This window comes from Carboxylicivirga sp. M1479, assembly GCF_007097485.1.
Taxonomy (GTDB): domain Bacteria; phylum Bacteroidota; class Bacteroidia; order Bacteroidales; family Marinilabiliaceae; genus Carboxylicivirga.
Window position 1 is genome coordinate 61,422 of sequence record NZ_VKDE01000014.1, and the last position, 26,985, is coordinate 88,406.

19 protein-coding genes are annotated in these 26,985 nt (G+C 36.4%); 6 read left to right on the forward strand and 13 right to left on the reverse strand.

Annotation, left to right across the window (positions count from 1 at the left end; translation table 11 throughout):
* The first annotated feature begins 51 nt into the window (after positions 1 to 51).
* Complete coding sequence (locus FNN09_RS09855; RefSeq protein ID WP_143302067.1) at positions 52 to 1,710, forward strand: dipeptidase; 1,659 nt, start codon at positions 52 to 54, stop codon at positions 1,708 to 1,710.
* An 85-nt stretch (positions 1,711 to 1,795) separates the two neighbouring features.
* Here the strand turns inward: FNN09_RS09855 and FNN09_RS09860 are convergent, their stop codons facing one another.
* From FNN09_RS09860 to FNN09_RS09895, 8 genes are all read right to left on the reverse strand, one after another.
* Positions 1,796 to 3,496, reverse strand: coding sequence for a formate--tetrahydrofolate ligase (locus FNN09_RS09860; protein ID WP_143302000.1), 1,701 nt, complete (start codon positions 3,494 to 3,496; stop codon positions 1,796 to 1,798).
* Between the two features lie 132 nt (positions 3,497 to 3,628).
* A complete protein-coding gene (locus FNN09_RS09865; RefSeq protein ID WP_143302001.1) occupies positions 3,629 to 4,354 on the reverse strand; it encodes a LytTR family DNA-binding domain-containing protein in 726 nt (241 codons plus the stop codon).
* The gene (locus FNN09_RS09870) at positions 4,351 to 5,469 is read right to left on the reverse strand and encodes a sensor histidine kinase (protein WP_143302003.1); all 1,119 of its coding nucleotides are present in this window, start codon (positions 5,467 to 5,469) and stop codon (positions 4,351 to 4,353) included. Before FNN09_RS09870 ends, FNN09_RS09865 begins: the two co-directional genes overlap by 4 nt.
* A gap of 310 nt (positions 5,470 to 5,779) precedes the next feature.
* Positions 5,780 to 6,439 carry a rhomboid family intramembrane serine protease gene (locus FNN09_RS09875; RefSeq protein WP_143302004.1) on the reverse strand — a complete coding sequence of 220 codons (660 nt, stop codon included), beginning with the start codon at positions 6,437 to 6,439 and terminating at the stop codon, positions 5,780 to 5,782.
* 1 nt (position 6,440) lies between these two features.
* Positions 6,441 to 7,472: a low specificity L-threonine aldolase gene (locus FNN09_RS09880; protein WP_255434079.1), complete on the reverse strand. Its 1,032-nt coding sequence runs from the start codon at positions 7,470 to 7,472 to the stop codon at positions 6,441 to 6,443.
* Complete coding sequence (locus tag FNN09_RS09885; protein ID WP_143302006.1) at positions 7,469 to 8,383, reverse strand: hypothetical protein; 915 nt, start codon at positions 8,381 to 8,383, stop codon at positions 7,469 to 7,471. The genes FNN09_RS09880 and FNN09_RS09885 overlap by 4 nt, the downstream gene beginning before the upstream one ends.
* 32 nt (positions 8,384 to 8,415) lie before the next feature.
* Positions 8,416 to 9,546 carry a universal stress protein gene (locus FNN09_RS09890; RefSeq protein WP_255434080.1) on the reverse strand — a complete coding sequence of 377 codons (1,131 nt, stop codon included), beginning with the start codon at positions 9,544 to 9,546 and terminating at the stop codon, positions 8,416 to 8,418.
* Positions 9,547 to 9,602: 56 nt separating this feature from the next.
* Positions 9,603 to 11,813 (reverse strand): bifunctional (p)ppGpp synthetase/guanosine-3',5'-bis(diphosphate) 3'-pyrophosphohydrolase, encoded by a 2,211-nt coding sequence (locus FNN09_RS09895; protein ID WP_143302010.1) that lies wholly within the window; start codon positions 11,811 to 11,813, stop codon positions 9,603 to 9,605.
* A 323-nt stretch (positions 11,814 to 12,136) separates the two neighbouring features.
* On the opposite strand from FNN09_RS09895, the gene FNN09_RS09900 reads away from it, so the two are divergent.
* The 4 genes from FNN09_RS09900 to rplS all read left to right on the forward strand — a co-directional run bounded on the left by FNN09_RS09900 (position 12,137) and on the right by rplS (position 13,634).
* Complete coding sequence (locus FNN09_RS09900; protein ID WP_143302012.1) at positions 12,137 to 12,424, forward strand: YtxH domain-containing protein; 288 nt, start codon at positions 12,137 to 12,139, stop codon at positions 12,422 to 12,424.
* An 82-nt stretch (positions 12,425 to 12,506) separates the two neighbouring features.
* Positions 12,507 to 12,878, forward strand: a complete 372-nt coding sequence (locus FNN09_RS09905; RefSeq protein WP_143302014.1) for a phage holin family protein — start codon at positions 12,507 to 12,509, stop codon at positions 12,876 to 12,878.
* On the forward strand, positions 12,862 to 13,146 hold the full coding sequence (locus tag FNN09_RS09910) for a hypothetical protein (RefSeq protein ID WP_143302015.1): 285 nt from the start codon (positions 12,862 to 12,864) through the stop codon (positions 13,144 to 13,146). Before FNN09_RS09905 ends, FNN09_RS09910 begins: the two co-directional genes overlap by 17 nt.
* A 140-nt stretch (positions 13,147 to 13,286) precedes the next feature.
* A complete protein-coding gene (gene rplS, locus FNN09_RS09915; RefSeq protein WP_143302017.1) occupies positions 13,287 to 13,634 on the forward strand; it encodes a 50S ribosomal protein L19 in 348 nt (115 codons plus the stop codon).
* A 58-nt stretch (positions 13,635 to 13,692) separates the two neighbouring features.
* Here rplS and FNN09_RS09920 read toward each other — a convergent pair whose 3' ends face one another.
* Together FNN09_RS09920 and FNN09_RS09925 are read right to left on the reverse strand one after the other, a co-directional pair.
* Positions 13,693 to 15,873: a glycosyltransferase gene (locus FNN09_RS09920; protein WP_143302019.1), complete on the reverse strand. Its 2,181-nt coding sequence runs from the start codon at positions 15,871 to 15,873 to the stop codon at positions 13,693 to 13,695.
* A gap of 231 nt (positions 15,874 to 16,104) precedes the next feature.
* Positions 16,105 to 18,555 carry an AsmA-like C-terminal region-containing protein gene (locus tag FNN09_RS09925; protein ID WP_143302021.1) on the reverse strand — a complete coding sequence of 817 codons (2,451 nt, stop codon included), beginning with the start codon at positions 18,553 to 18,555 and terminating at the stop codon, positions 16,105 to 16,107.
* 247 nt (positions 18,556 to 18,802) lie between these two features.
* Here FNN09_RS09925 and FNN09_RS09930 point away from each other — a divergent pair, with 247 nt between their 5' ends.
* On the forward strand, positions 18,803 to 20,383 hold the full coding sequence (locus FNN09_RS09930) for a dipeptidase (RefSeq protein WP_143302023.1): 1,581 nt from the start codon (positions 18,803 to 18,805) through the stop codon (positions 20,381 to 20,383).
* Between the two features lie 74 nt (positions 20,384 to 20,457).
* Here the strand turns inward: FNN09_RS09930 and FNN09_RS09935 are convergent, their stop codons facing one another.
* The 3 genes from FNN09_RS09935 to FNN09_RS09945 form a co-directional block, all read right to left on the reverse strand.
* Complete coding sequence (locus tag FNN09_RS09935) at positions 20,458 to 22,278, reverse strand: endonuclease (RefSeq protein ID WP_143302024.1); 1,821 nt, start codon at positions 22,276 to 22,278, stop codon at positions 20,458 to 20,460.
* A gap of 66 nt (positions 22,279 to 22,344) precedes the next feature.
* A complete protein-coding gene (locus tag FNN09_RS09940; protein WP_143302026.1) occupies positions 22,345 to 24,207 on the reverse strand; it encodes a choice-of-anchor J domain-containing protein in 1,863 nt (620 codons plus the stop codon).
* A 47-nt stretch (positions 24,208 to 24,254) separates the two neighbouring features.
* On the reverse strand, positions 24,255 to 26,813 hold the full coding sequence (locus tag FNN09_RS09945; RefSeq protein ID WP_143302028.1) for a TonB-dependent receptor: 2,559 nt from the start codon (positions 26,811 to 26,813) through the stop codon (positions 24,255 to 24,257).
* Positions 26,814 to 26,985 lie beyond the last annotated feature (172 nt).

Consider the following 26,985-nt stretch of genomic DNA (forward strand, 5'->3'; position numbering starts at 1 on the left):
CGGATTTTATATATTTGTGTCAGAACTAACATTTATAATAAATAGGATATGATGAAAAAATTATTCGCATTGGTTGGTGCTGCAGCTTTGCTGCTTAATATTTCCACGGCTAATGCTTGTACCAATGTTTTGGTAACTAAAAATGCTTCGGTAGACGGTTCAACCATAATTTCTTATGCTGCCGATTCACATGATTTATATGGTGAACTTTATTTTTGGCCCGCTACCTCATACCCCGAAGGCACAATGCTTAAGGTAAATGAGTGGGATACCGGCAAGTACCTTGGTGAAATTAAACAAGCCAAACAAACCTATACGGTTATTGGCAATATGAATGAACATCAGTTAACCATAGCTGAAACAACTTTTGGAGGTCGTTCTGAGCTACGTGATAGCAAGGGTTTAATTGATTATGGTAGCTTAATATACATTACGCTACAGCGTGCTAAAACAGCTCGCGAAGCCATTAAAATTATGACTGACTTAGTAGCTGAATATGGTTATTACAGCTCTGGCGAATCATTTTCTATTGCTGATGCCAATGAAGTATGGGTAATGGAAATGATTGGTAAAGGCGAAAATAATAAAGGTGCCGTTTGGGTAGCTGTTAAAATTCCTGATGGATACGTTTCTGCTCATGCTAACCAAGCACGTATTACTACTTTTCCTTTAAAAGATAAAGAGAACTGCCTTTACTCTGAAGATGTTATTTCTTTCGCTAGAGAAAAAGGTTATTTCAATGGTAAGAACAAGAACTTTAGCTTTGCTGACGCCTATGCTCCACTTGACTTTGGTGCTGTACGCTTTTGTGACGCACGTGTTTGGAGTGCTTTTAACATTATGAATCCAGCTGACATGGGTCAGTATGTTGAGTACGCACAGGGTAATTCTCGTGAGCGCATGCCTTTATTCATTAAACCTGATCGTAAAATTTCGCACCGCGATGTGATGAACATTATGCGCGATCACTACGAAGGAACTCCACTTGACATGACTAAAGATGCTGGTGCTGGTCCTTACAGCAAACCTTACCGTTTCCGTCCGCTTACATGGGAAGTAGAAGGTGAAAAGTACTTTAACGAACGTGCCATTGCAACACAGCAAACAGGTTTTTCTTTTGTGGCTCAAATGCGTAGTTGGTTGCCAGCTCATATTGGTGGTATCCTTTGGTTTGGTGTTGATGATGCAGCATCTAGTGTTTACATGCCAATGTATGCTGGTATGACCGATGTTCCTAACTGCTTGGCGGTAGGTAATGGCGACTTATTGAACTTCTCGTGGGATGCTTCATTTTGGGTGTTCACATTTGTTAGTAATCAAGCCTATGGTCGTTATAGCCACATGATTGAAGACATTAAGAAAGTACAAACAGAATTAGAAGATAATTTAACCACTTTCACAAGTGCTATCGATCAATCTGCCAAGGCTCTTTATGATCAAAGCCCTGAGTTAGCTCGTCAATTCTTAACTGACTTCTCAATGAATCAGGCCGAATTAGTAACAGAAAGATGGCGTCAATTAGGTGAGTTCTTATTGGTTAAGTACAACGATGGTAACTTACACGAAGAGGTTGACGGTGAATTCTTACGTAATGAGCATGGTAATCCTAAGCATGCTTCATTCCCAGGATACTCACAAGAATATTACAATACCATTGTAAAAGATGCTGGTGATAAATTGAAACTAAGAGAATTACCTGCTGAAAAGTAATTACTTATTTCAAGTACAAATAATTGCATAAAAAAAACCTCGCTAATGGCGAGGTTTTTTTTATGCTTTATACTTTTCAGTTCATCTACGATAAACCTGTAATAATACCGTCATCATCAATATCCATACCTTCTGAGGCTGGTACAGATGGCAAACCTGGCATACGCATCATTTTACCTAAAATCGGAATGATAAACCCTGCTCCGGCAGCAATTTCAAACTCTCGAACGGTAACGGTAAACCCGGTAGGACGACCTATAAGCTTTTCGTTATCAGAAAACGACTTCTGTGTTTTAGCCATACAAATAGGCAGTTTGTCCAATTGAAGACTTTGTATCTTTTTAATATCAGTAAGTGCTTGTTTTGAAAAATCAACCCCATCGGCACCATATATTTCACGGGCAATGGTCTCAATTTTTTCCTTCACTCCTAATTCATGGTCGTACAACTGCTTGAAGTTATTCTTGTTCCCTTCAATTTCTTCAACAACTGCTTGTGCTAACTCCATGGCACCATCGCCTCCCATTGCCCAGGCTTTGGTAGGAACAGCCTTAACACCCAACTCCTCACATAAGGCTTGAAGCAATAGAACTTCCTCCTCTGTGTCAGAAATAAAATTATTGATTGAAATAACAGGATTTAAACCAAATTTTTGAGCATTCTCAATGTGCTTAGCTAAATTGGCAAAACCAACTTTTACACGTTCAGTACTAGGGGTATTCAACTCATCTTTACTAGCTCCTCCATGATGACGCAAAGCGCGTATAGTAGCAACAATTACCATACTCTTAGGCTTTAAACCTCCTGCTACACATTTTATATTTAAAAACTTTTCAGCTCCTAAATCAGCTCCAAAGCCAGCTTCTGTTACCACATAGTCCGATAAGGAAAGTCCCATTTTAGTGGCAATAATTGTATTGGTTCCTTGAGCTATATTGGCAAACGGGCCTCCGTGTATAATGGCAGGATTACCCTCCAGTGTTTGAACCAAATTTGGCTTAACTGCATCTTTAAGCAAAAGAGCCATGGCGCCCTGGGCGTTCAGGTCTCTTGCATAAATGGGCTTTTTATCAAATGTAAAACCAACAAAAATATTTCCCAAGCGTGTTTTTAAGTCTGCAATATCAGATGACATACACAGGATAGCCATTATTTCAGAGGCTGCTGTTATATTAAAACCATCCTGACGCGGAATTCCATTTGGCGTACCTCCCAAACCTACAACAATATCGCGTAAGGTACGATCGTTCATATCAATTACGCGCTTCCAAACAACCGTTCTAGGGTCAATTTGCAAACTTCTTGTTTTACTCTGGATATTATTATCAATTAGGGCTGCCAATAAGTTATTCGCCTTTTCTATGGCCGAAAAATCACCCGTAAAATGCAAATTTATATCCTCCATTGGTACAACCTGGGCATTACCACCACCGGCAGCTCCTCCTTTAATACCAAAAACAGGACCTAAAGATGGCTCACGCAATACAGCTGTTGCTTGCTTACCAATTTTATTGAGTCCTTCAGTTAATCCGATTGAAATGGTAGTTTTTCCTTCTCCAGCAGGCGTTGGGGTTAGCGCCGTTACTAAAATAAGGTTATTACCATCTACTTTTGAATTGTCGATAAGGCTTAATGGCAATTTAGCTTTATGCTTACCATATAACTCTAATTCATCTTCGGGGATATTCAATTTTGCAGCAATCTTAGTGATGTGTTGCATCTTTGCAGCTTGCGCAATCTCTAAGTCACTTTTTACTTCATTTGAAGTGTTAATTGGGTTACTCATATTTTTCTATTTCTTGTTAAAGGGTACGTATTGCAATGATCGTTTACCACGCAATTACAAAGGCAAAAATAGAAAAATAGATAACAGTTGAGTATTGATTTAAGTAATTGATAGAAAAATTAAAAAGTTTTATCAACTATTGACCAATCGCTTATTAACAACTTCTTTAAACGATTTACCAATGGGGATATATTTATCTACAGAATCTAACTTTAGTTGATTGCCATAGAAAGCTGCAATTTTCTCAATGTTAACGATATAAGACTTGTGTACACGCATAAATCCATGATTCTCGAGCTGTTGTTCCAGGTTTCGTAATGATTCCAAGGATACAATTTTTTCGTTGGCACAGAAAAATGTCACATACTCTCGTAACCCTTCTATATACAGAATATCTTTAAACTTAACGCGATAGATTTTATGGTCGGCCTTAACCATCATAAAATTCTTCGCTTCAACCTTAGGCGGTAATGATTGAAAATCGCTTACCACATTTTTGTACGATAAACGATCTCCTACCTTATTAATGCTATGCATAAATCGCTCAAACGAAAAAGGCTTAACTAAATAATCCAACACATCTAATTTATAACCTTCGACAGCATACTCTTCATAAGCTGTTGTGAAAATTACCAATGGTTTCTTGGTCAGTGATTTTAAAAAATCAATCCCCGTAATATCAGGCATTTGAATGTCAAGAAACATCAAATCAATGTCATCTTTTTGAATGACTGACATTGCTTCCAAAGGAGACTTATAGCTGCCTACTAATTCTAAATGGGCAAATTTTGCAATAAAACTCTGAAGTAATTCGCGAGCAGGAAACTCGTCATCTATTATGATACAACGCACCTTCATTTTAATTCAATTTTGAGTTTGAGTTGATATTGTCTTTCATCCATATTTATACGAATAGAATGACAATCGGGGTATAAATACAATAATCGTCGCTTCACATTTTCGATTCCAATGCCGCTATTTTTATCAGCCGCTGCCTTTTGCTTTGGCACACTGTTGGATACTTCAAAGCAGATATGCTTGTCTTCAGTCGTGAGCGTCATTGAAATCCAACCATTCTCTGTGTCTTCAATTTTACTGTGCTTAAAACTGTTTTCCACAAATGGAATCAGTAACATTGGCTCAATCAGTTTCATTCGATCAGCTCTATCAATATCGACATGTATATTAGGTATACCCTCAATCTTAATTCGTTGAAATTCAATGAAGTTTTTAATATAATCCACCTCTTTGCCCAATTTCACCTTTACGTCTTCAGATTCGTACAAAACATAGCGTAGCATAGCCGATAACTTGAGAACCATCTCAGGTGTTTTTACAGAGTGTAGCATGGATAAACTGTAAATATTATTGAGTGCATTAAACAGGAAATGCGGGTTCATTTGAGACTTCAGAAACTTCATTTCGTTTACCAAGTTCTGGTTCACTAAATTTAATTCCGTTTGCTTGCGCTGCCTTGAATCGCTATAAATCCAATATAAAGTACTGATAAACAACATAGAAATAAACGATGGGACGCCCATCATGTTAAAACCCAAAAAACGTCGTTCCTTAAATCTTGGATGTTCTTTTTTGAAGATTAGCTCTTTGTTTTCACTTAAAAAGCGGTCGTTATCAATCGTTTTCTCCCAATCCTTATCACTTCGTAATTGCTCCATTGAGCGCACTCCCCACTTGGCACTCGTTTGATGATAAACTCCTCCGGTTATGAGCATGGTTAATAAAATACCAAGTAAGTATTTAAAATAATAACCTTTAGCAATGTAGCGAGGCAGTAACCAATATGCATTAATATAAAATATAATTATACTGGCAATTAAGGTGCGTAGGACGAAAGCAAATGCTTCGGCTGCATCCATAATCAATAATGGGAGGTACGATAAGAGTAAACCATAACCAAGCCACCACCCTATATGGATGAATAAATCTTTCCGTTTTATTTTTAAATGCTTCATTCAACTACAAAATTAAGCTAATTCCAATCATCGTCTTTTCTTTTCAATCAAAGCGCACATTTTATCAACCAATGACAAAATAATACATTCTATAGCTTCTTTATTTAGTATGTAGAGAAAGATGATGGAATCATTGAATTGTTTTCGAGGGCTTAAGTACAATAACCATATTTGTTTCAGTAACAATTTAAAAAGCAAAAATATGGAAACAAATCGCCCTCCCCCAAGCAATGGAATCTCTCCAAATTCCATTATTAAACCCAGTTTAGTTACAAGCAGTGTAGTCCTTAACTGCAACTAGTACGATCCCTTACTTTTCTACCTCGCTATTAGCATCCACTTCCCAAAAAGGGTAATCATACTCCTCATCATGCCATTCCTTAATAGGCTTTTGAGGTCCTTTGTTCCGATAAAACACGGCCAGTAATCCTCCAGCTACAGTTCCCCACAAGTGCGATTCCCAGGAGTACGGCACATCCCATTCAAAGGGAAAAATACCCCATATCATTCCACCATATAAAAAAACAACCATCAGAGAAATAGCCATGAGCGGTATATAATTGCGTAAAAATCCACCAAAAACAAGGAATGCTGCCAAACCATAAATTACTCCGCTGGCACCAATATGCCAGGCATCTCTGGCTCCCAACCAAACCCAAAGGCCCGTTAGTAAGTAAATGAGTAAAAAAACCTTAATAGAAATACCTCTGTAAAAATAAAATAAAGACGTTCCTAATACAAATAAAGGAATCGCATTAGCGAAAAAATGTTCCCAATCGGAGTGAACTAGGGGTGCCAATAAAATACCTGGCAAACCAATCAAAGACAAAGGCTTTATACCCCATTCAACCAAGCTAAATCCTTCAAGGGTTTCAATCAGCTTTAATGAAAAGGTTATAAGTAAAAAGAAAATTGGCACGATTAGGGCCGTTTTAATCTTACGCAACTCTATATCCGATGGCTTTATCACTTTACTTTAATCTACTTTTCAAGGTCATAACAAAAGCTTCAATATCTTTTTCTGTAGTGTCAAAGGAGGTCATCCAGCGCACCTCTGAGCGATGCTCGTCCCACACGTAAAAGAAAAAATCATTTTGCAGGGGTTCAATCAGTTCATGCGGAATTATAGCAAACACACCGTTGGATTCAACCTCCTGTGTTAATTGAACGCCATCAATGCCTTTTACTTTTTGAGCCAACAACTTAGCCATTGCATTAGCATGTAATGCATTTTTCTTCCATAAATCATTGCTCAACAATGCTTTAAACTGCGCCGATGTATAACGCATTTTGGAATGAAGTTGAGTTGATTGTTTGCGTATATATTTTACATTCTCGGCCAATTGAGCATTTGCAAACACAATGGCTTCGCCAAACATCAAGCCATTTTTAGTTCCTCCAAAGGACAAAACATCAACACCAGCATTAATTGATGTATCTACCAAAGAGCACTCAAGAGCAACAGCTGCATTGGCAATACGAGCTCCATCCATGTGTAAATAAAGGCCTAAACTGTGCACATAATCGGCAATTTCCTTTATTTCCTCAAGGGAATAAATTGTTCCTAATTCTGTTGCCTGCGTAATTGAAACCACTTTTGGTTGGGCATGATGTTCAAAACCAAAACCATGCATGTACCTTTTTATACCCTCAACAGTAATTTTCCCATTATCAGTGTCAATGGGTAATAATTTACATCCTGATATTTTTTCAGGAGCACCACATTCATCAACATTGATATGGGCAGTGCATGCACACACAACAGCATTATAGGATTGTGCTAAAGCCTGTATGGCGATGACATTCGCACCTGTTCCATTGTATACAAACAATGTTTCTGTGTCTTTACCGAATGTATCTTTAAAAAGCCGTAAAGTTTCCTCAGTGGTTGAATCTCCTCCATAACCAATTGCGTGGCCACTATTTACATTCGCAATGGCTTCCATCACTTCTGGATGAACACTTGCATTATTATCACTTGCAAATCCTCTTATATAACTCATTTATGTGATTTTATTTTGTGTCTATATTTTTTTATGGATGAAGTAAACATCTCTTGAGAGATGCAACGGTAACCAATCGGAGCCTCATCAATAAAATAAAAATTACCTCCCCAATCGTGTTGTACCGATAAAAATACACGACGGTATTCCTTATGCATAAAAACATGACGATGAATAATTCTATTGCTTAAAACAAACTCCTCTATCGTTTCACCATCGGGATAACTATCCTTAAGTGCGGGTGCACCATTAAGCTCCTCAATAGAAGCTACAGCATCCTTTTCTATAGTCTCCTCTTTATTTGCTGAGTCAATCGTCACATTCGAACTCGTCTTTTTCTCAGGTGTTGTTTTCGCAGATGTTGTAGAAGTTACTTTGTTCTTCGCATTATCTTTTTGTTGTTCTCCTTTTTCTCGCATTTTATCAATGCGATACTTTACCTGAAGCGAATAATCCATATCATGCTCAAAATCACCAAGCTCCCCATTTGATCGTTGCTTAGCTTTATTGAATCGAATTTTTGCTACTGGCTTTTCGAAAAACACGGTGTCGACACCATCAAATGTTTTAAATAAGCGAACTGGCATAAAATAGGGTTCAATTGTGCTTGTATTAAGTCCCTGAGGAATAAGCGTTGAGAACTCTATTACTTTGCTTACATAACCCTTTTTTATAAATGTGAAATAGTAAGTTTTGTTCCATTTCAAAGATGAAGAAAACGTTCCATTGGGAAGCAATTTTACAGATGCAGTAATATTGCTTTCTTTAAGCTGCACCACCACATTACTAAAATCATTGTCAACATTGAGCACCTCGCCGCTAACAGGATATTGTGCAATAGCCTGCATATAAAATAAAAAGCCGACTATACACAAGCCGGCTCTCAAATATATTTTACGATTACTTTTCACTTTTAGGCAAATGTTTGTCTAAAAGTAGCAAATTAATCATTAAAAACTAACAATGGTGTGGTTGAGTGAAACAACATCTTTTTAGCCAAATTTGGATTTATTATTCGGTTGATTAAGTTTCTTTTTCGACGTGTAAAAGACAGAACATCCACTTTATTGTTATTCACGTATCCTTCAATACCAACAAATAGATCTTCATGTTCTATTAAATCACATTTTACATTTTCTTCGTTGTAATTACTCTTTATGTGTTCCTTTAAACCTGCCATGCGTACTTCATCCCATTTCGAATGCTCTTTGGAACTAACATGTCCACAGGTTACCATCATGTCTAAAGGCCTAATCAGCTTCTCTAATTTTTCCAATGAACGAAAATCAGCCTCTTGAAAATCTGTTGCGTACAATATATTTTTCAACATGCCTAAACCTGTATAACTAAAGTTTTCAGGAATTGCCAATACAGGCACTTTGGCTCCTTCCATCACTTCTGCTGTAACGCTACCAATTAAATCAGCAGCCTTTCTGTCGGCTCCTCTTGTGCCCATTATTATAACCAACGGACGGTATGCCCGACTGTATTTTATAATTTCATCTTCGGCAATACCTTTTACCAACTCCATTTTAAGAGAAACTGGTTTGTCAAACTTTTCATTTTTAAGATTTAAAAAAGCTTTCATCCATTCCATGCCCTCGCGAGCTTTCTCTTCTAACTCCATTACCATTTCCTCAGTATTTACCTCATAGGCAAAGGTATCTGAAAATGGCATTGTACTTACAATTGGGTTAAAATACGTGTGGAATACAGTTAACTCAGCATTTAGCTCATTTGCCCAATCCAAAGCAAATTCAGCAGCTTTTTTTGAATATTCAGAAAAATCAACCGGCAACAATATCCGAGGAGGAATATTATCTATTTCAACAACATCCAACTCATCTTGCATCATGCCTTCAAGCACCTGCATGGCTTTTTCTAAAGATGACTCAAATAATTTGACCTTAACACCAGTTGAAACAGCTCCTTGAATAAGGTTCGTATTCTCAAGAAAACACTCTATATCTTCTGCTTCGAGTAGCGATTTTAAGATGTGTGCTTTTTCGAAAGATAAAACGACTAAAGTTATAATTTTTTCATCCATAGCAGTAAAGTTTAGAATGTCAGACATGTTTCTAAAAAGTTACTTCTAAATGGATAAAAAATCAATCTTTATTATCAGTTTCTTTAAGCTCCTACCCTCGAAACTGTATAGACCCCTTTAACATTCTTAATTTTCTTAATAAGAGTCGCTAAGCTACTTGTATTATCAACAAAAACAGTTAAGGTGCCTTCAAACACTCCTTCGTGCGAATCGATGGACATGGACCTGATTTTCACTTTCATTTCTTTGGAAATAACTTGTGAAATATTGGTTACTATGCCTATATCGTCAACACCTGTTACCTTTAAAGTAGCCTGATAACTGGTGTCTGCCCCACTGGTCCAATCTGCTTTTACTATACGATAGCCAAACTTTGTTTGCATATCCACAGCATTTGGACATGATTTACGATGTATTTTAATGCCTCCCATAGCTGCTACAAAACCAAAAATTTCATCGCCAAAAATAGGATTACAACACTTGGCCAATTTATAATCGACGTGTGTCAGGCTACGATCAATCATTAATACATCATCATCTGGTAATTCGTCGTTACTAGCAATAAAGTTTTCAGCACTACGCTCTTTCTCTACTTCAATATTCTCTTCATCCTTCTTTTCTGATTGAGTGATAAAATCCTTAATTCTGGCAAATTCAATTTTATCAATAGCAATGGCTCGCATGAAGTCCTGCACCGTTTTGTAAGCAAATTTCTTGACCAATTGATTTAACAACTGATCTGTCAATTCAAATTTCCAATTCTTTAAACGGCGTACCAGCATTTCTCTACCGATTTCGGCTTCTTTAAACTCTATATCTCTTAAAGCTTGCTTAAGTTTCGATTTTGCTTTAGACGTTACAACAACCTTTAACCAATCCTTTTTTGGCTCTTGGTTATTGGCGGTTTGAATATCTACATGGTCGCCATTTTTTAGCACATATTTGATGGATACATTTTTATTGTTGATGCGTCCGCCAACACACTTTCGTCCAACTTCAGAATGGATTTCAAAGGCAAAATCCAGTAGTGTTGCCCCCTTTTTTAATCGACGTAGATCTCCTTTAGGCGTAAAAACAAATACCTCTTCATCGTAAAGATCTAACTTAAAATCATCGATAAAATCTACAGCATTCAATTCAGGATTTTCAAGAATCTCACGAACGTTAGCTAACCATTCATCCATTCCTTTTTCGCCCTTTTGCCCTTTATACTTCCAATGCGCCGCCAAACCTTTTTCGGCCACCTCGTTCATTCTATTGGTACGAATTTGTACTTCAACCCATTTTTGCTCTGGACCAAGCACTGTTGTATGTAAGGATTCGTAACCATTTGATTTGGGAACAGAAATCCAATCACGTAAACGACTGGGGTTGGGTTGGTATTTATCTGTCACAATGGAATAGACTTGCCAACATTCAGCTTTTTCTTTTTCCAATTCACTCTCGAGAATCACTCGAATGGCAAACAGATCGTAGACATTTTCAAAATCGGTATTCTGCTTCTTTAATTTATTGTAGATAGAATGAATCGTTTTCGTTCGCCCTTTGATTTCGAACTGAAGCCCCAACTGGCTTAACTTATCTTCAAGAGGTTGAATGAATTCTTTAATGTATTTATCACGAGCTCTTTTGGTTTCATTTAATTTTTTAGCAATAAAGGAATACATTTCCCTATTGGTAAATTTCATTACCAAATCTTCCATTTCAGATTTGATGTTGTATAAACCAAGACGATGAGCCATAGGAGCATACAAATACCCAACTTCACTACTTATGCGTTGTTGATCTTCATCGTTATACAAGGCCAAAGAACGCATTGTGCGTAAACGATTAGCAATAATCAAAAGAACAACTCGAATATCTTCGGCAAAAGTGAGCAGTAATTTTCTGAAATTATCATTTTTAATGGATGTGCCTTTATTGTAAAGTTCTCCAACCTTAACTAATCCTCTGGTAATAATTGCTACCTGAGATCCAAAGAGCTTTTCTATTTCCTCATTAACGATGGTTCCTTCTAAAATAGCATCGTACAAAAGGGCACCAATAACAGCCACACGACTAAGTCCCAATTCATTGACAACGATTAAAGCTACTTCTAAAGACTCAATAACCTTTAATTCCCCTGCTTCATTACGCGTCAGATCTTGCTCTGAACCTACAGTAATATTTAAAGCTTTGCGAATTAACTCCACATCTTGCTCCTCCATCATTGGGTTACAAGATGTTAGTAATTGCCTATAATTTTTTTTAATGATTGCTCTTTCTTTCTCCGTAATCTCGTTCGTCAAACTCATGTTTTAACTTTTACAATCTTGTAGATTCAAATATCCTGTGGTTACATCCTACTTACTAGTGCATCAACATAGTGTTACTACACAAAAATGGTATTTATTTTCACTATTCTTAGTACTTTTTAATTAATCATAAATAGCAATGCAACTGTAAAGTTATAACTTTATCAAAAATACTCTTAATAGAAAAACAGAAGTTTGCTTATTACACTGACGATTTAATAGTTTTTGTACATGAACACAGTAATTGCAGTGATGAATATAATTGACATATTAACTTAGCTTTTGTACCTTAATTAACTTTAATAACATTAATTTTAAAGGCCATGAAGTATACAGGATTATTTTTAGGAGGTTTGTTGACCGGAGCAGCTCTGGGGGCCTCTTTAGCGTTGCTTTACGCCCCACAAAAAGGGAGTGAAACACGCGAGCAAGTGAAAGAAAAGCTTAAAGAAATGGAAGCTGAATTACAAAATTTGCGTGATAAAGTGAAAGAAAAAGGTGGTGAGTTAAAAGAAGAAATGAAAGTAAAAATGAACGACCTTGAGAAGAAAATTGAAAACCTTATCCGCGAGTACAAAAAGAACCTTGAACCTACTCATGGGGCAAATTAAGCAAAGAAATTTTTAACCTGATTACGAGGGTGTACATAAGTTATAAAACTTAAATACATCCTCGTATTTATGTACACACATCATGAAAGAAAAACTGTCTGAGGAAGTCAATGAGGTAAAAGATGACCTTGAAGATTACATTAATGCTCGTTTGGATATGACCAAGCTTCATGCCGCTGAAAACTTATCACGTTTTGTGTCTGGCATGGTTGTAAAAGTAGCTCTCTCCTACTTGTTCTTTTTTGTATTGTTATTTGCATCTTTGGCAATGGCTTTTTGGCTCAATCATATTCTTGAAAACGATAGCATTGGTTTTTTATTGGTTGCCAGCTTTTACATGTTAATAGCAATTATTTTCTATTTATTAAGAAAGTCATTAATACAAAGACCTATAATCCAATCTTTTATCCAGCTATTCTTTCCCAAATTCGTTGATTATGATGAATCTAAGTAAAAACTCATATAGCCATATTAAATCGTTTGAAGACTTTGAGAATGAAAAGATGAAGCTTTATTTTCAAATGCGCTTATCTGAAAAAAAACTACAGTTGAAATATGTTGAACTCTCTGCATTTTTAAATCCAATGCGTTTTGTTCCATTTTTAGTGAGTAGTTGGTTAAAGCCATTAGCTCTTTCTTTTAAAGATTTAATATTCAGCTTTTTTAGACCGAGCCAAAATTTTCAAACTTCGGACGAAAAAAGTGACGAAAAATCGGAATAAGACTATAAATTAAGGGCTATATTTTTTCTTTTCTTAAGGAATAAACACTATTTTTGCAGCCGATTTACGTAATCTCTTACTGAACAAGGGAGTCATGTAATATTGCGTAGATAAAGTTTAATCCAATAAAAAATTCAAAAATGGATTTAATTAAAGTAGCCGAAGCCGCTTTTGAAAGCGGAGTAGAAATGCCTGATTTCGGACCGGGTGACAACATTGCGGTATCGTACAAGATCAAAGAGGGTAACAAAGAGCGTATTCAGGTATTTAAAGGCGTAGTTATCCAAATTAAAGGACACGGAACTAGTAAACGTTTCACTGTTAGAAAAATTTCTAACAACGTAGGTGTTGAACGTATTTTCCCATTCAACTCTCCATTCATTGAGAAAGTTGAGTTATTACGTCAAGGTAAAGTGCGTCGTGCTAAACTTTATTACTTACGTGGACTTACGGGTAAAAAAGCTCGTATCAAAGAGAAAAGAAGCTAAGCCATTATATGATGGTAAATTAAAAACCGACATTTTGTGTCGGTTTTTTTTATGCTTATTAATCAGTTAATTGTAATTCTAACTGCAAATCTAAAATATCGAAATGCGATAACCAATAAGCACTTGTACTTATGGTTGTCATTATAGGATTAACACTTCTACTATTTAATACAGAATAACACCCACCTGATTGAGTGTCGTATAAATGCTTGCCTAATACATTAGCTCCCAAGTACCAATTATGAGCTAGCCAGGCACTTTTGGCATCATTTTCATCGTGTGTAATTTGAAATAGCTTAGAATACATTGCCACCATTAACACCGCTTCGGTTGATAACTGCTCAGCTTGAAGACTTTTCTTGTCAGTACCTTTTTCCAAACCGATTACCGCCAGGTTTAACTTTCCTTCACTCATCACTTCCTTATCCAAAAAGCGAATTGAACGCTTGGCAACTCCTAAAACTGCTTTATCTTTTAATAAACCATAGGCTGCCAATAAACTAGTTGGTACTAAAGCCATATTTTCACTCACTTTGTTCTCAAACCAGTACCACTGACTGTAAATATCCAATGGGAACAAGGCCATAATTTCTTGACTCCACCCTTTCAAAAGATCATACAAATGCGGATCGCTTCCATCGTACTTTAATATTTCGGCAATACCTAAAATAGCCAAACACTTAGCTTCTACTGAAACCAGATCTCCTGAATCTATAATCTTTTGAAGTAGTTCAAAGCTCACATCCTTAATGCCAACATCCTGGCAACTAGCATACAAAACACCTAATGACCAAACTACGTATCCTAAATCATGTGATGAATACCCCTCGCCTACCTGCCCAGAAACACTCAAATAAGAAGACCAGGTTCCATCATTGTTTTGCATTAAATTGTAAAAAGCTAAACACCTGTTAATGCCTTCATCGATGTATTTATCTTCAACTAAGTTATTGGACTTTGCAAGCACCAACAAAGCCATGGCGTTTGTACGCAAATCGTAGCCTTCTTTAAAATCAGGAATTCCGAATGTTGACTGCTTAAAAAAACCAAACTGCCCCGATAAGGATTGTAAATGATTTAAATTTAAATCAGGAAGCAAAGCTGCATCAAAGGAAAGGTTTTTCACGTCCGATTCACTTGGCTTCATATTAAGGAGTTGCTCTTTTATACGTTTGGCGATGACCACCCATGAATTTTGGGCTCCAAAGAGTAAAGCATTCTGACGGTACATTTTTACTTCAATGCCAGATCTTAAAATCTGATTAAGTTCAATGGCCAACTCTTTAGATGAATTAAAGGGATAAAAACATCCTTTTTGATCGGACAACAATTCTTTAGCGTACCAAGTTGGCGTTGACAGTACAGCTCCTCCACTACTAACAGCCATCGACAAAAACTCATCCTCAAGCACCTTTTCATTAATACATGCAGAAACGTAACAGTCGGCTGTATTCATTAGTTCGTCAATAAAGCTTTCTAAAGCAGATAGCTTTACAATAAGTAAGTGTTTGGATACTCCCCTTTGAAAAGCTAATCGTTTTAAAGAACGCTCATATTCTATTGTTTCACTAGCTTGATTTGTATTAACAAGAACTAATTTAATATTAGGATTGGTTTTACTAACAGCAGGCAACGCATTAATAAGGTTTTCAAAACCACTCCCCGCACACATTGAACCTGTTGAAATAATTAATTTATCAGCTTCAATGCCTAATCGTTTATTTATTTCCGAACGTTTAACTGGCTCAAAAACAGGAACACCAAACTCAGTTTTTAATAACTTTTCGCGATTAAGCTTGTAGTAATGCTCTAAAAACTCTATGCCCAACTGACTAAAAGCCAATACACGAGATGATTTAGCTGCGATTTTTTGAACTATGGCTTTTTCAATTGCAGGTGGCTCACTAATAATTCCATCGATAATTGTTAATAGAGGAACCCTTAACTGTGTGACCAAATTTATTAAGTAGGAACCATCTTTGCCTCCATATGCATTATACTTATATAATAATATGCAGTAATCGTATTGGGCATTCAGCAAATCTGCAACTGAATTATAGCTATCTATTTTATTTTTATCGTAACAAACAGCTCCATCTTTACCTTGCTGACCAAAGTTAACGACATCAATACTATCGCACTCTTCATTAAACTGCGACAAGTAAAAATGAAGTCGAGAGGTATAAAGTGTGGTATTCTGACATTCATTAGATGTAGGAGCAACTATTAGTACATTCATCCGATTTTGGGTTTTATTAATCTGATAAATAGATTTTTCTTCATGTAAATTTAAAGAAAGTGCATATCTGATAAAAATAAAAATTGATTACACCAACGCACTAATTCCTTTTGTGAATACTCATTTTTTCATGAAGACAAACCACCTAAACACTACTAGCATGCAACCTTTCAGACACTATTACAACTTCCTAATATTTATTCGTCCTTCAACTTTAAAATGCGCTAATAGTTAAAAACCTTTTAAGAAGTTCTTGAGTAACTTTTCTCCTTCTTTTTTAAGATCCTTTTCTACCTGTTTTTTGGCTTTGTCTAAACCAAAACTTAACTGAGGATCCTGAACAGTACCTTTAACCAATACATCAACCATTAAGTCATCGCCAGAAGTTGGCAAACTAAAACCCATTAATCCAGCCATATTTGCCACTTCTTTGCGCGATACAGGCATGGTAATTTTGTAATCAATCGATTGATCAACACCTTGCTTGCCCTCAACTCTAACGGCCTTACCGCCAATTTTTGTTGTAAAAGGTTTTATAATCACATTACCCTTATCAATAATGAAGTTAATATTTAAATCTTCGGCACGCATCTTTCTATAGCTATCATTCTTAAGCGTTGAGGCCAGCGTATTTTGAATTTTAGAATTAGCAACTTCAATACTTTGAGAACGCAACCAACCTCCACCATTAGCCGTTGACATAATAGGCATTGCATCCTTGTTTAATTGACTCTTATACTCAAATTTAGGAGACACTTTTCCAGTTGTATTCTTGGCAAGAGGCAATAAAGAGTCAACTACACTGAATGAATGAGCCGCTTTATTCAAGTCCAGCTTTTTTCCTTCTATTGAAAAATCAACAAAAGGCTTACTCATGTTTGCTGTATTATATTGTCCACTCATCATCATAGAACCATCGAGCAATTGCATATTTAATCCATTAAGCCGCACAACACCGTCCTTGACAGTTATTTTGCCCTTGGTATTATACACATCCAGCTTATCGTATTTCAACTGCTTAATAAGCGATTGAAAGCTTAAGTCTAAGTTTTTTGGCACTTCAATTAGGCTGATATCTTCCTCAATTGCATGCCCTTCTTCTACATCGGTTGAACTTAAACTCAAAAGCTCATTGGTATTTATCAACTTAGATGAATGATTTAATTTCCCTTGTAAGATTCCCTCCTTAAAAAGGTAAGCCAGGTAGTTCGATAATTCTCCACTTAATTTAAAATCACTATTGCCTAAGGTGCAATCAAAGCTTTCTAACCTGATAGCTTTTGGATTAAGTGTCATTGCTGATTGCTTGATAAAAATGCCCTGAGGCAAATCCGTACTTTTATATTCAAAATCAGTTAATTCAACAATGCCTTTGGCATTTATCTCTTCATAGTTTTCACTTTCAATTAATCCATAATGCCCATCGAGATGCATATCAGCCTCAATAATACCCTTAATATCAAAACTATCGAGTGGTATAGCATTAGCGAGTGAGTTTAGGTTGATTATTCCTTTTGCATCACTTTTGAAAGTAGGATTGGAAACAGGTTTTTCAAGGTACAAAGAGGCATCAAATGGATTATCAGCTATCTCAAAATAAAACTGTTCCATATTAGTGATGGTGTTATCGCTTGATCCACCTGAGTTGCTCACTTTTAAACTCACATTAATATTATCAATTGACTCTGGTAAATCGGGGTATTGAATCATACCGCTTTCTACACCTAAATCAATATCAAACGCAGGTAATTCATCCTCACTCAAATAATCTCCAATTACAGAAGCATTCAAATGCATGGTTCCTTCTGTCTTTAACTCTTCAAACTCTTTTAAGTAATCCTCAGGAATCAGAGCTAGTAAAGATTTAAAGTCTGTTTTTGTTGTTCCCACTTTTAAATCGAGGCCATATCCCTCTTCCTTAACAGCAACAAAACCCTCCAATTTCATTTCCAGGTTATTAATGCGTAGTTGGTTATCCAAAAATTTGAATATCATATTTTCCAAATCAGCATTTAGACCAGCCACTAATCCCAAGGATGCACCATTTACATAATCGACTTCTTCGTACTGTACAAATACATCCTCAACTCCTGCAGTAATATCCAGGTTGGTTGATTGCTGCGACATATCGCCCGATAAATTCAGGCCAAACCCAGCAATTTCTGATCTTAAAGCCAAAGTGGCATCGTTATACTTTATTGTTGCGTTATCAATTACAAAAGACTCTAACACCACCTTAAATGCTGATGCTTCAGATGAATCATCTTCTTGAACGACCTCTTCATCCGAACTAATGGCAATATCCCAGTTGGCAGATGAATCTGGTAAAACAATTGCGTTTACCAATAAATCGGATAGTAAAACAGATTTTACCTCTGCTTCTCCTGAAAGAGCACCTATAACACCCACTTCGGTAACGAATTGCTTTAGATAAACAAGAGTATCGGCTTTAAAAACACCATTGCCAATAACCGATAATCCCTCAACTCCTACATAAATATTCGGAAAGCTCTTAAATAGCGATAACGAAAAATCATCATAATCAACACGTGCATTAACACTGGCATTAATCTGCTCTTTAATAACAGACTCTATCTTACCTTTAAATATAAAAGGCAGAACAAACATCAGTACCAATACACCCAGAACAACACCCCCTGATATCTTCAAAAACTTCTTCATCGTCAAATACAGTTTTACTTTGTGAGAATAACAAAGTTAACAAAACCTTTAAATCAGTTCTAACAGGTCAATAAAAGAACTTAAATATTCAACATAGGCTCATTCATTTTTATATTTTTGTATTTCTCGAATAAATCTATTACACATGAAACGACCATGTAAATTTGAGTATCCAAACTTTAACACAGGAGGATGATGAAATTTACGTGAGAGTTCCGTATAGCAAATGAAAGCAATTTAGATTCTTATGAAAATACAAATGACTCTTGCACTGCTATTGATAATGACAACGCAGTGGCTTAATGCTCAAATAAGAGCCGATTGGGAAGGCGGCGTACCCGAAGGCTGTACAACCATTACAGTTGGTAAAAGTGCTAGTTTTGATGGCTCTGTTATGACATCGCACACCGATGATAGCCACCGAACACGTTCGTGGATGAATATTGTTCCTCCACGTAAACATGGACGAAAAGACAAAACAACCATGTACTCGCGCGAAAAGGATGATACACGTAAAATGCCAGCCTATAAACATACACCCGTAGGAGATATTCCGCAGGTTAGAAATACATATGGCTTTATCAATTCAGCTTATCCTTGTATGAATACCAAACAGTTAGCCATTGGAGAATCAACGTTCGGAGGACGAGAGTCATTGGTATCTGACAAAGGTTTAATTGATTGTCAACGTTTAATACAATTGATGCTTGAACGTTGTACAACTGCCAAAGAAGCTATTGTTTTAGCTGACGAATTAACCAAAAAATATGGTTATCGCGATTGGGGCGAATGCCTCACTATTGCTGATAAAAAAGAGGTATGGCATTTGGAAATGGTAGGTCCTGGCAAGGATAAAGTAGGTGCCATTTGGGTGGCACAGCGCGTACCCGACAACCACGTTAGTGTAAACGCCAACGCAGCTCGCATACTTGAAGTAGATACGACCGACAAGGCTAACTTTTTATATTCAGACAACCTGTTTGAGATGGCGAAAGACAGTGCCTGGTGGAACGCTGAAGAAGAACCTTTTCGCTTTGCATATGCCTATGCACCAGAAGGGCGAGAGTCAATGGCAGCACGCCGACGCGAATGGCGTACTTTAAGCATGATGGCACCTTCTTTAGGTCTTGATCCTGAAGCAACAGATTATCCGTTTTCAGTTAAGCCCGATTCGAAAGTAACGCTTCATAAAATGATTGAAGTGTTTAAGGATTATTACGAACACACGCCATATGACATGGTCGGTCATCTTAAAAAAATAACTGAAGAAGGCGATACAATACCGCACCCATATGCCAATCCATTTATGCCTTACGACAAATATGATTTGCACAACATTGAAGGCGGTTGGGGTAAGCTTGGCGAGCGAACTATTGCGCGCTGGTACACTATGTATGGCACCATTACCCAAAGTCGCGATTGGCTGCCTGATGAAATTGGTGGCTTAGTATGGATGGCTCAGGACAACATTGCCACTTCGGTATACATACCTATTTACTGTAGCGTTACTGATCTTCCTGCATCCTACAAAGCTGCTGGTAGAAATGGATTTAACAGAAATTCTGCCTGGTGGGCTTTCAACCGCATGAGTACATTGGCGGGTTTACGCTGGAACGATGCTCGGCACGATGTGGATAAAGTTCTTTTACCATTACAAGAAGAAATTTTTGCGAAACAAAGGGAAACAGAGCTTGCCGCCATGAGCATGGGGAGAAAACAAACCATTGCTCATCTGACACGATACACTATGAACTGGGGCAATCGCGTAACAAACACAGCATGGCAAATAGGCGATGATTTATGGACTAAATACGACGAGAAGTTTTAATCATTTTAGTTGATTATAAATAACAAAGGCTGCTTCATGTGAGGCAGCCTTTGTTGTTAAATTACCTATATAATCTACTGTATAATTATTTTTTGTATTGTTCTTTCACTACCTATCTCTAGAACTAGCAAGTAAACACCTTCATTCAAATTCGAAATGTTTAATTCTTCCTTAAAAGTCAGTCCATTATTTGATAAGTTTTCTGAATAGACTATTTTTCCACTTAAGGCTATTATCTTACATTTTACATGATCTTCAATATCAACACCATCTTCCAGCGCGATAGTTATGGTTTCATCTGCTGGATTTGGATATACTTTAAATTTATCTTTCAAACTAGCGAAATCATTACTGATTGACGTAGATCCATTAATAGTATGTATGCCTAGATTAGAAATCACACCTTGTGCCTCTACCTTCCATTCATTACTATCATAAGTGGTTGATGGACCAGATACAGTGGCCTTTCTTATTAAAGTTGAATTCTCTCCAAATTTTGATGAGCTGTTAAATGTACCAATGATATCAATCAATGTGCCGTTCCTAAACAAACCGATGGGATCATTACCATTAAAAGACAATGTCCATGAATTAGACGGCTCTATTAAATCTGCCACCGACTTTATGGCTGTATTTGCCTGATAATGGCAAACAACAAATACTTTTCCACTAACCAATGTGCCACTGAGATTGAGCTCACTTCCCCATGCCCCAGCACCATTACTTTGTTTCATAATAGAATAGTCTGACAGATCGATTGCATCATTCGTATAATTTGCAATCTCAAGAACTTTGTCATAACTACTTCCTTCAACATACTCCGAGAAAAACAATTCATTTGCACCGCCACTACTTGATGGTAATGAACTACTAACAACATTACTATTAGCGCTACTTCCATCGTTATTATATGCAATTACATAATAGTAGTATATCGTATTTTCAACAACACTAGCATCTTCGTATTTCAGAACATCCGACAAAACACTAGTCAACTCTGTAAAAATGCTATTATCTACCGATTTATAAACTTTGTAGCCTATTGCATTATCAATGGCAGACCAGTTAATTGTTAATTTATTACTACTTGTTTCTATGCTTGTGGTTGGCGCCAGTAATCCAGAACCTTCAGTTATCCATGCTCTCTCGACCAATTCAGGATGTTCTACAAAAGGATTACTATTACCCTGAAAATATTCTATTCTATCATTCCGTTCAATTTCATCCTGATCAACAGGATCATTGATATGCCATTGATACAAGGTATTTAAATCTCCAACCGTTGATATTTCTCCAACTTTTGTTGGATACATGGTAAAGAAATAAAAAATAGCTCTGGCGCAATTCCCTTTATGATCTTCCCTTGGTTCAAATACTGAACCATTTGACTCACTATAAGCATCTATATTTGTAGTTGGTTTTGATGACTGTGACCCACTCAAAAACATCCACATATTAGTGTTGTTATCGTCTATTTCTCCAAAAGGATTATTTGAACGCTCAGAATTCCAGTTCTCGTAGGTTGGAAACAAATGATGAATATCAGAACGCATTGGTTCTGATTGACCAAAGAAACTTTGTGGCACAGTATGTTCACAATTAACTGGCGATGGATTCGTGCTTGTATTCGATGTACTCCAAGTCTTTTGATACCCTGAGTATACACATACAATAGAGTTACTTATATTATCTATATCAGAATACATCCGATATCTTGCATCGCTGTATCCTAATTCAGTATGCTTACCATCGTAATAGTTGGTTTTTAACCATTGCTTTAAAGCATTACCATTTAAATCACTAGGCGGGGTTTGGGCTATTACTATCGAAAATGCAGATAATAACCATAGGCAAACCACAATATTTTTTATAGTAGTGGTTAATCTCATATTCATTAAATTTGGTTAAAGTCAAAAAAGTCTCTACCGAAATGGTAGAGACTTGATTATTAATAAACTCTTTTAGTTCTCGGGGCTTATATCTTCAATAAATTCGAATTCTGGACTAGGACCTGATTTAACGCATTTAAACTTATAAATATACTCATTGCGTGATAAATCATTTTCGTATGAATCCCAAGTAACTTCATAGTAAACATCAATTCCACCAACAGTGGTAACAGCATCAGGATACTTTACAATTAACATTTGTATAATTCCTTCAGGAATTCGTTCAATTATAACCTCTTTTGCTTCATCTTCAGATAAATCCTCAAATGTTTTACCTTCTATTCCTGTTGGAATTTCATATTTGATACGATTCTTAATTCTTAAATCGAAATTCACATACTTAGCGCCTGCTCCATAGTAGTATTCTCCATCAGGATAAGGGGCATAATCTTCATTAATCTCAGCTTTTACATAGTCAACTATCATCTGGTAATCGGCCTTACCCATTGTAAATTTAATGGTTGGATCAAACATCCAAGTTGTTCCGTTGTGTACAAACTGATTGTTCACAGTAATAAAAGGACCATTTGAGTCAGACATCCATTGGCCTGCTGAGAAAACATACTTGTCTACCTTCGTAGATGTAACCCTATTGGCGTAGTAACGATATGCAATGTACATCATATCTGTTTCTTGAGCATAAGGGTATTTTTCAGACATAAACGTTGGAATATAATTTTCAGGAGCATCTGATGAACTAAAATTATGATAATTCCCTGGAGATCCCATCATCTCATAATCCACATATGATAGAACTAAACATTGATCTTTTTCTTCCCATTCGCTACCATTATATTGATAGAAAATTTCTCTTGTATCTGATTCTGCAGTTATACCTTTTTTAGAAACAGTGACATCATTTAAACGCCAACGCGTTGCATTATCACTCGGGCAAAGATATTTAAAAGCGATATAACAAGACATACCGTCGTACCCAGATAGGTCTACCAATTCAGAAAGAACAAAATCATGATTATTACCTGCTGGTTTTGTTTCCACAACTATTTCTTCCCAAGTTGCACTTGATACATTATCAGTATAGTCTGTTGATATTAATATTTTAAGGTCACTCCAATCCGTAAGGTAATTAACGTATTGATTCACTTGAAATTTGGTATCATTAGCAGATGACAAATCAATAACTGGAGAAACGAGCCAGTCTTCACATTGTCCAGCATTATAACCACTTGCTTCTGCAAAGAAATCAGCACTATAGCTCTTACTAACCCATAAATCTTCTCCAAGAACATTGACAGAAGTAAATTGACCTAGAGTACCATCATCAAATGTTTCATTAAAAACTGGAGTATAGCCAATTTTAGGCTCTCCGATATAGTACTTATAATTAACACGTACGATATCGCCTTCAACAGGATTTTCTATTCCTGCAGCTAAAATTGTTGGCATATATGTTTCAGCCTCAAAACCAGGATAAAACCCTTCTCCTTCAGCTACTAATCCTTCGTCAACAAGTGCATAATCTTCTTTTGATAATCTATATTGATCAGCTGCTTCTAAAGTGATTAAGTCATCTGGCTTATCAGTAGTGTTGTACTCTACTTTAGCTACAGAGTTTTTATTCAATGCAATATAATTGGTATGAAGAACAAACCTCATGTAATCTACATCTGTATACTTTTCATTAAAAGATAAATCACTCTTAACAGCACTTGCATATGCCGAGTCTTCGGCATTGGTTGCATCTTCAAGTGCTTGTTTGCTAACTGTGTTATAATCTTCAGCAGACATAATAAATTCAACAGCCTCACTGTAAGGCTCTCTCACATCATCTAAATCATTATAAACATCTTCCATTGGATTACATGACCAAAGTAATGCCAACAGTATGGGTATATATTTAAAAAGCTTTTTCATTTCTATATTTTTATTTGGATACTGTTTTACCTACAAGAAAATATTAATTAAAACTTAACCTTTAAACCTGTTGACCAAGTTGTTCCAAATCCATAATACACAGTTGCAGTAGATACTTCATGACTTGTTCCATCAGTGGCATCTGTAATATATTCTGTATCTAACAAGTTATGAATACGACCATAAACCGTGGCATCAAGAGAACCAATTTTAAATTTATAATTGGCATTAATATCAAGTATTGTCGCGTCTGGTAACTGCCATGCATCCACTTGATCTTCTTCGCTGGTTCTGTTAGTAGGGTCAAAATCAGAGTAATTATCACCAAAGAAGTTTAAATCAGCTCCTAATTTTAACTTTGGTAACACCTCGTAATCAACTCCTAACCATGCAGTGGTTTGTGCAGAGTTTCCAACATGTACATCTTCGATATAAGCATTAAAAGTTCCAATCAATGATTGATCTTCATCGTAAGCTTCAAAAATTACATTGTCAGTCCAACGCCAGTCACCAACTGAAACCATGGCTCCAATATTAAGACCTCTAACTGGCTGATATTTGGCCTCTACCTCTACTCCATAGTGTTGTGCATTAATCCCTGGTATGTTAGCTGTTAAGTCTCCAAAACTTTTAACAAGACCCTTATCTTTCCATAAGGTGTAATATATATTTGCTTTTACATTTAACTTACTAGTTCTAAAACCATAACCTAATTCTCCTGTTATAATCGTTTCATTTTTAGCATCCTCGTTAAAGTCGTTTGTATAACCTAAAAATGCATTCCTAAAATAAGGTGCTCTGGCTATATACCCAGCATTAACAAATACATTATTCTTTTCGTTGATATTATAATTAGCACCACCTTTTACGGTATATGTATAAAAAGATAACCAATCTGTTACTTGTCCTTCTTCAGGCGTATATTGGAAATAATCGGTTCTTCTATAGCTGTTTTGTGCTGCAGATAATGACAAGAAAGCAGAGTAAGCGTCTGTTTTATATTCGCCCTGCAGAAAACCACCTGCCCATAAAACTTCTCCCAAGTTGTGGTAATTAACTTTATCACCAACTGTTAACCTCATTGTTTCATCGCGGTTAACATTACTATCATCCAACATATACTGACCACCTAAAAGGTCATCAATTTCATACATGTGATAACCTTTATAATATCTACCATCAAGACCAGCAGTTAAGGTTGTAGCACCAAAGTGTTTTGTATAACTTGAAAGAATACCGTACCAGTCATGAGAGTTGATACTATTAGCAATTACAGCTGTTGAGCCATTATCGGCTTGAGAATTCTCATTTATCACATAATCATAATCCAAATATCCTTCAGGCGTCAACTTGGTATCTTCAGTTGGCCTACCATCATCGTAATTTATTTTCAACCAGTCATCGTTTTCACCGTAAACGCGTCGGCCACCACCTTTTGATTTAGAGATATAAACAGATGTAGCTAACATTGACGATTCATCTATATTCCAATAATGGTTTAAAGATATCTGTGGTTTATGATAGTAGTTGTGTGCGTATGCACCATTATAAATTTCTCCGTTACGATAACCAAAATCAGAATTCCATTTATCCTTCTCCCTATGTGATCTATAATCTTCTATTAAATGCTGATTTCCGCGTTGGTTATGCCACTGAGGCGCACCAAAAGCTGTTAAAGAAACGCGATGTTTATCATTTATGATTTTTGATATATTCATAAAGTAAGACCACCCTTCGAAATTAGTAGCCTGGATATAGCCATCACCAACTGTGCGAGAACCAGAAGCTGTTACTGCCCAACCGTTTTCTAATAAACCAGTTGAAAAAGTTAAGGCCTGTTTGGTATAACCATCATTACCAACACCTGTATAAAAAGAACCTCCCTTTTGTGCATCGGTTGATCGGGTAATAATATTAATAGTACCACCTACAGATGAAAGTGCTAACTTCGAAGCACCTAAACCACGTTGAACCTGCATTGTTTGTGTCACATCTGATAAACCAGCCCAATTTGACCAATATACCTTACCACTCTCCATATCATTAACAGGAACACCATTAATTAAGACTCCAATATTATTAGAATCAAAACCACGCAAATAAATACGACTATCGCCATAACCACCACCTTGCTTTGTTGCATAAACCGAAGGTGTAGATTTTAATATCTCAGGATACTCCTGAGTACCAAGCTTCTCCTCAATAAGTTGTGGTTTAATTGAGGACATTGCCACAGGCGTTTCTCTATCCTTAGCTATAGAGGCAACTACAGCAACTTCAACTATTCCTACAGATGATGTAGTAAGCTTAATTGTACCAAGATCGAGATCTTGATTGATAGTTACCTGTTTTTCTAAATCCAAGTAGCCCAGATAGCTAAACATAAGAGTTACCTCTTTATTAGGCACGTCAAGTTCAAAGCCCCCATTTAAATTTGTTACCGTTCCAACTGCATTGTTGTTTTTAACGTAGATAGCAGCACCTATAAGTGCTTCATTTGTATCACTATCCACCAGCTTACCTGTTACTTTACCTTGCCCAAAAAGTGCCGTAACATTAAACATCATTAAGGAACAGCAAAGAGCTGCTAAAACATGTTTTTTCATTGTGATGTGTTTGGTTAGTAAATATTTACCGTATGACAGTACTTGTTTTTTCATTTCTTCTCTGCAAAGTTGAAAAACTAGACCAATGGGTCGGTTTTCTAAATGTTAAAATTCTGTTAATTCTGTATGAATTACTAAAAATTAACACAGAAGTAATTAACATTTATTAAGA

Bases quoted from the DNA above. Each gene is read 5' to 3' on its own strand.
- FNN09_RS09855 (WP_143302067.1), top strand. From the start codon at position 52: ATGAAAAAATTATTCGCATTGGTTGGTGCTGCAGCTTTGCTGCTTAAT.
- FNN09_RS09860 (WP_143302000.1), bottom strand. From the start codon at position 3,496: ATGAGTAACCCAATTAACACTTCAAATGAAGTAAAAAGTGACTTAGAG.
- FNN09_RS09865 (WP_143302001.1), bottom strand. From the start codon at position 4,354: ATGAAGGTGCGTTGTATCATAATAGATGACGAGTTTCCTGCTCGCGAA.
- FNN09_RS09870 (WP_143302003.1), bottom strand. From the start codon at position 5,469: ATGAAGCATTTAAAAATAAAACGGAAAGATTTATTCATCCATATAGGG.
- FNN09_RS09880 (WP_255434079.1), bottom strand. From the start codon at position 7,472: ATGAGTTATATAAGAGGATTTGCAAGTGATAATAATGCAAGTGTTCAT.
- FNN09_RS09890 (WP_255434080.1), bottom strand. From the start codon at position 9,546: ATGTCTGACATTCTAAACTTTACTGCTATGGATGAAAAAATTATAACT.
- FNN09_RS09895 (WP_143302010.1), bottom strand. From the start codon at position 11,813: ATGAGTTTGACGAACGAGATTACGGAGAAAGAAAGAGCAATCATTAAA.
- FNN09_RS09900 (WP_143302012.1), top strand. From the start codon at position 12,137: ATGAAGTATACAGGATTATTTTTAGGAGGTTTGTTGACCGGAGCAGCT.
- FNN09_RS09905 (WP_143302014.1), top strand. From the start codon at position 12,507: ATGAAAGAAAAACTGTCTGAGGAAGTCAATGAGGTAAAAGATGACCTT.
- FNN09_RS09910 (WP_143302015.1), top strand. From the start codon at position 12,862: ATGATGAATCTAAGTAAAAACTCATATAGCCATATTAAATCGTTTGAA.
- rplS (WP_143302017.1), top strand. From the start codon at position 13,287: ATGGATTTAATTAAAGTAGCCGAAGCCGCTTTTGAAAGCGGAGTAGAA.
- FNN09_RS09920 (WP_143302019.1), bottom strand. From the start codon at position 15,873: ATGAATGTACTAATAGTTGCTCCTACATCTAATGAATGTCAGAATACC.
- FNN09_RS09925 (WP_143302021.1), bottom strand. From the start codon at position 18,555: ATGAAGAAGTTTTTGAAGATATCAGGGGGTGTTGTTCTGGGTGTATTG.
- FNN09_RS09930 (WP_143302023.1), top strand. From the start codon at position 18,803: ATGAAAATACAAATGACTCTTGCACTGCTATTGATAATGACAACGCAG.
- FNN09_RS09935 (WP_143302024.1), bottom strand. From the start codon at position 22,278: ATGAATATGAGATTAACCACTACTATAAAAAATATTGTGGTTTGCCTA.
- FNN09_RS09940 (WP_143302026.1), bottom strand. From the start codon at position 24,207: ATGAAAAAGCTTTTTAAATATATACCCATACTGTTGGCATTACTTTGG.
- FNN09_RS09945 (WP_143302028.1), bottom strand. From the start codon at position 26,813: ATGAAAAAACATGTTTTAGCAGCTCTTTGCTGTTCCTTAATGATGTTT.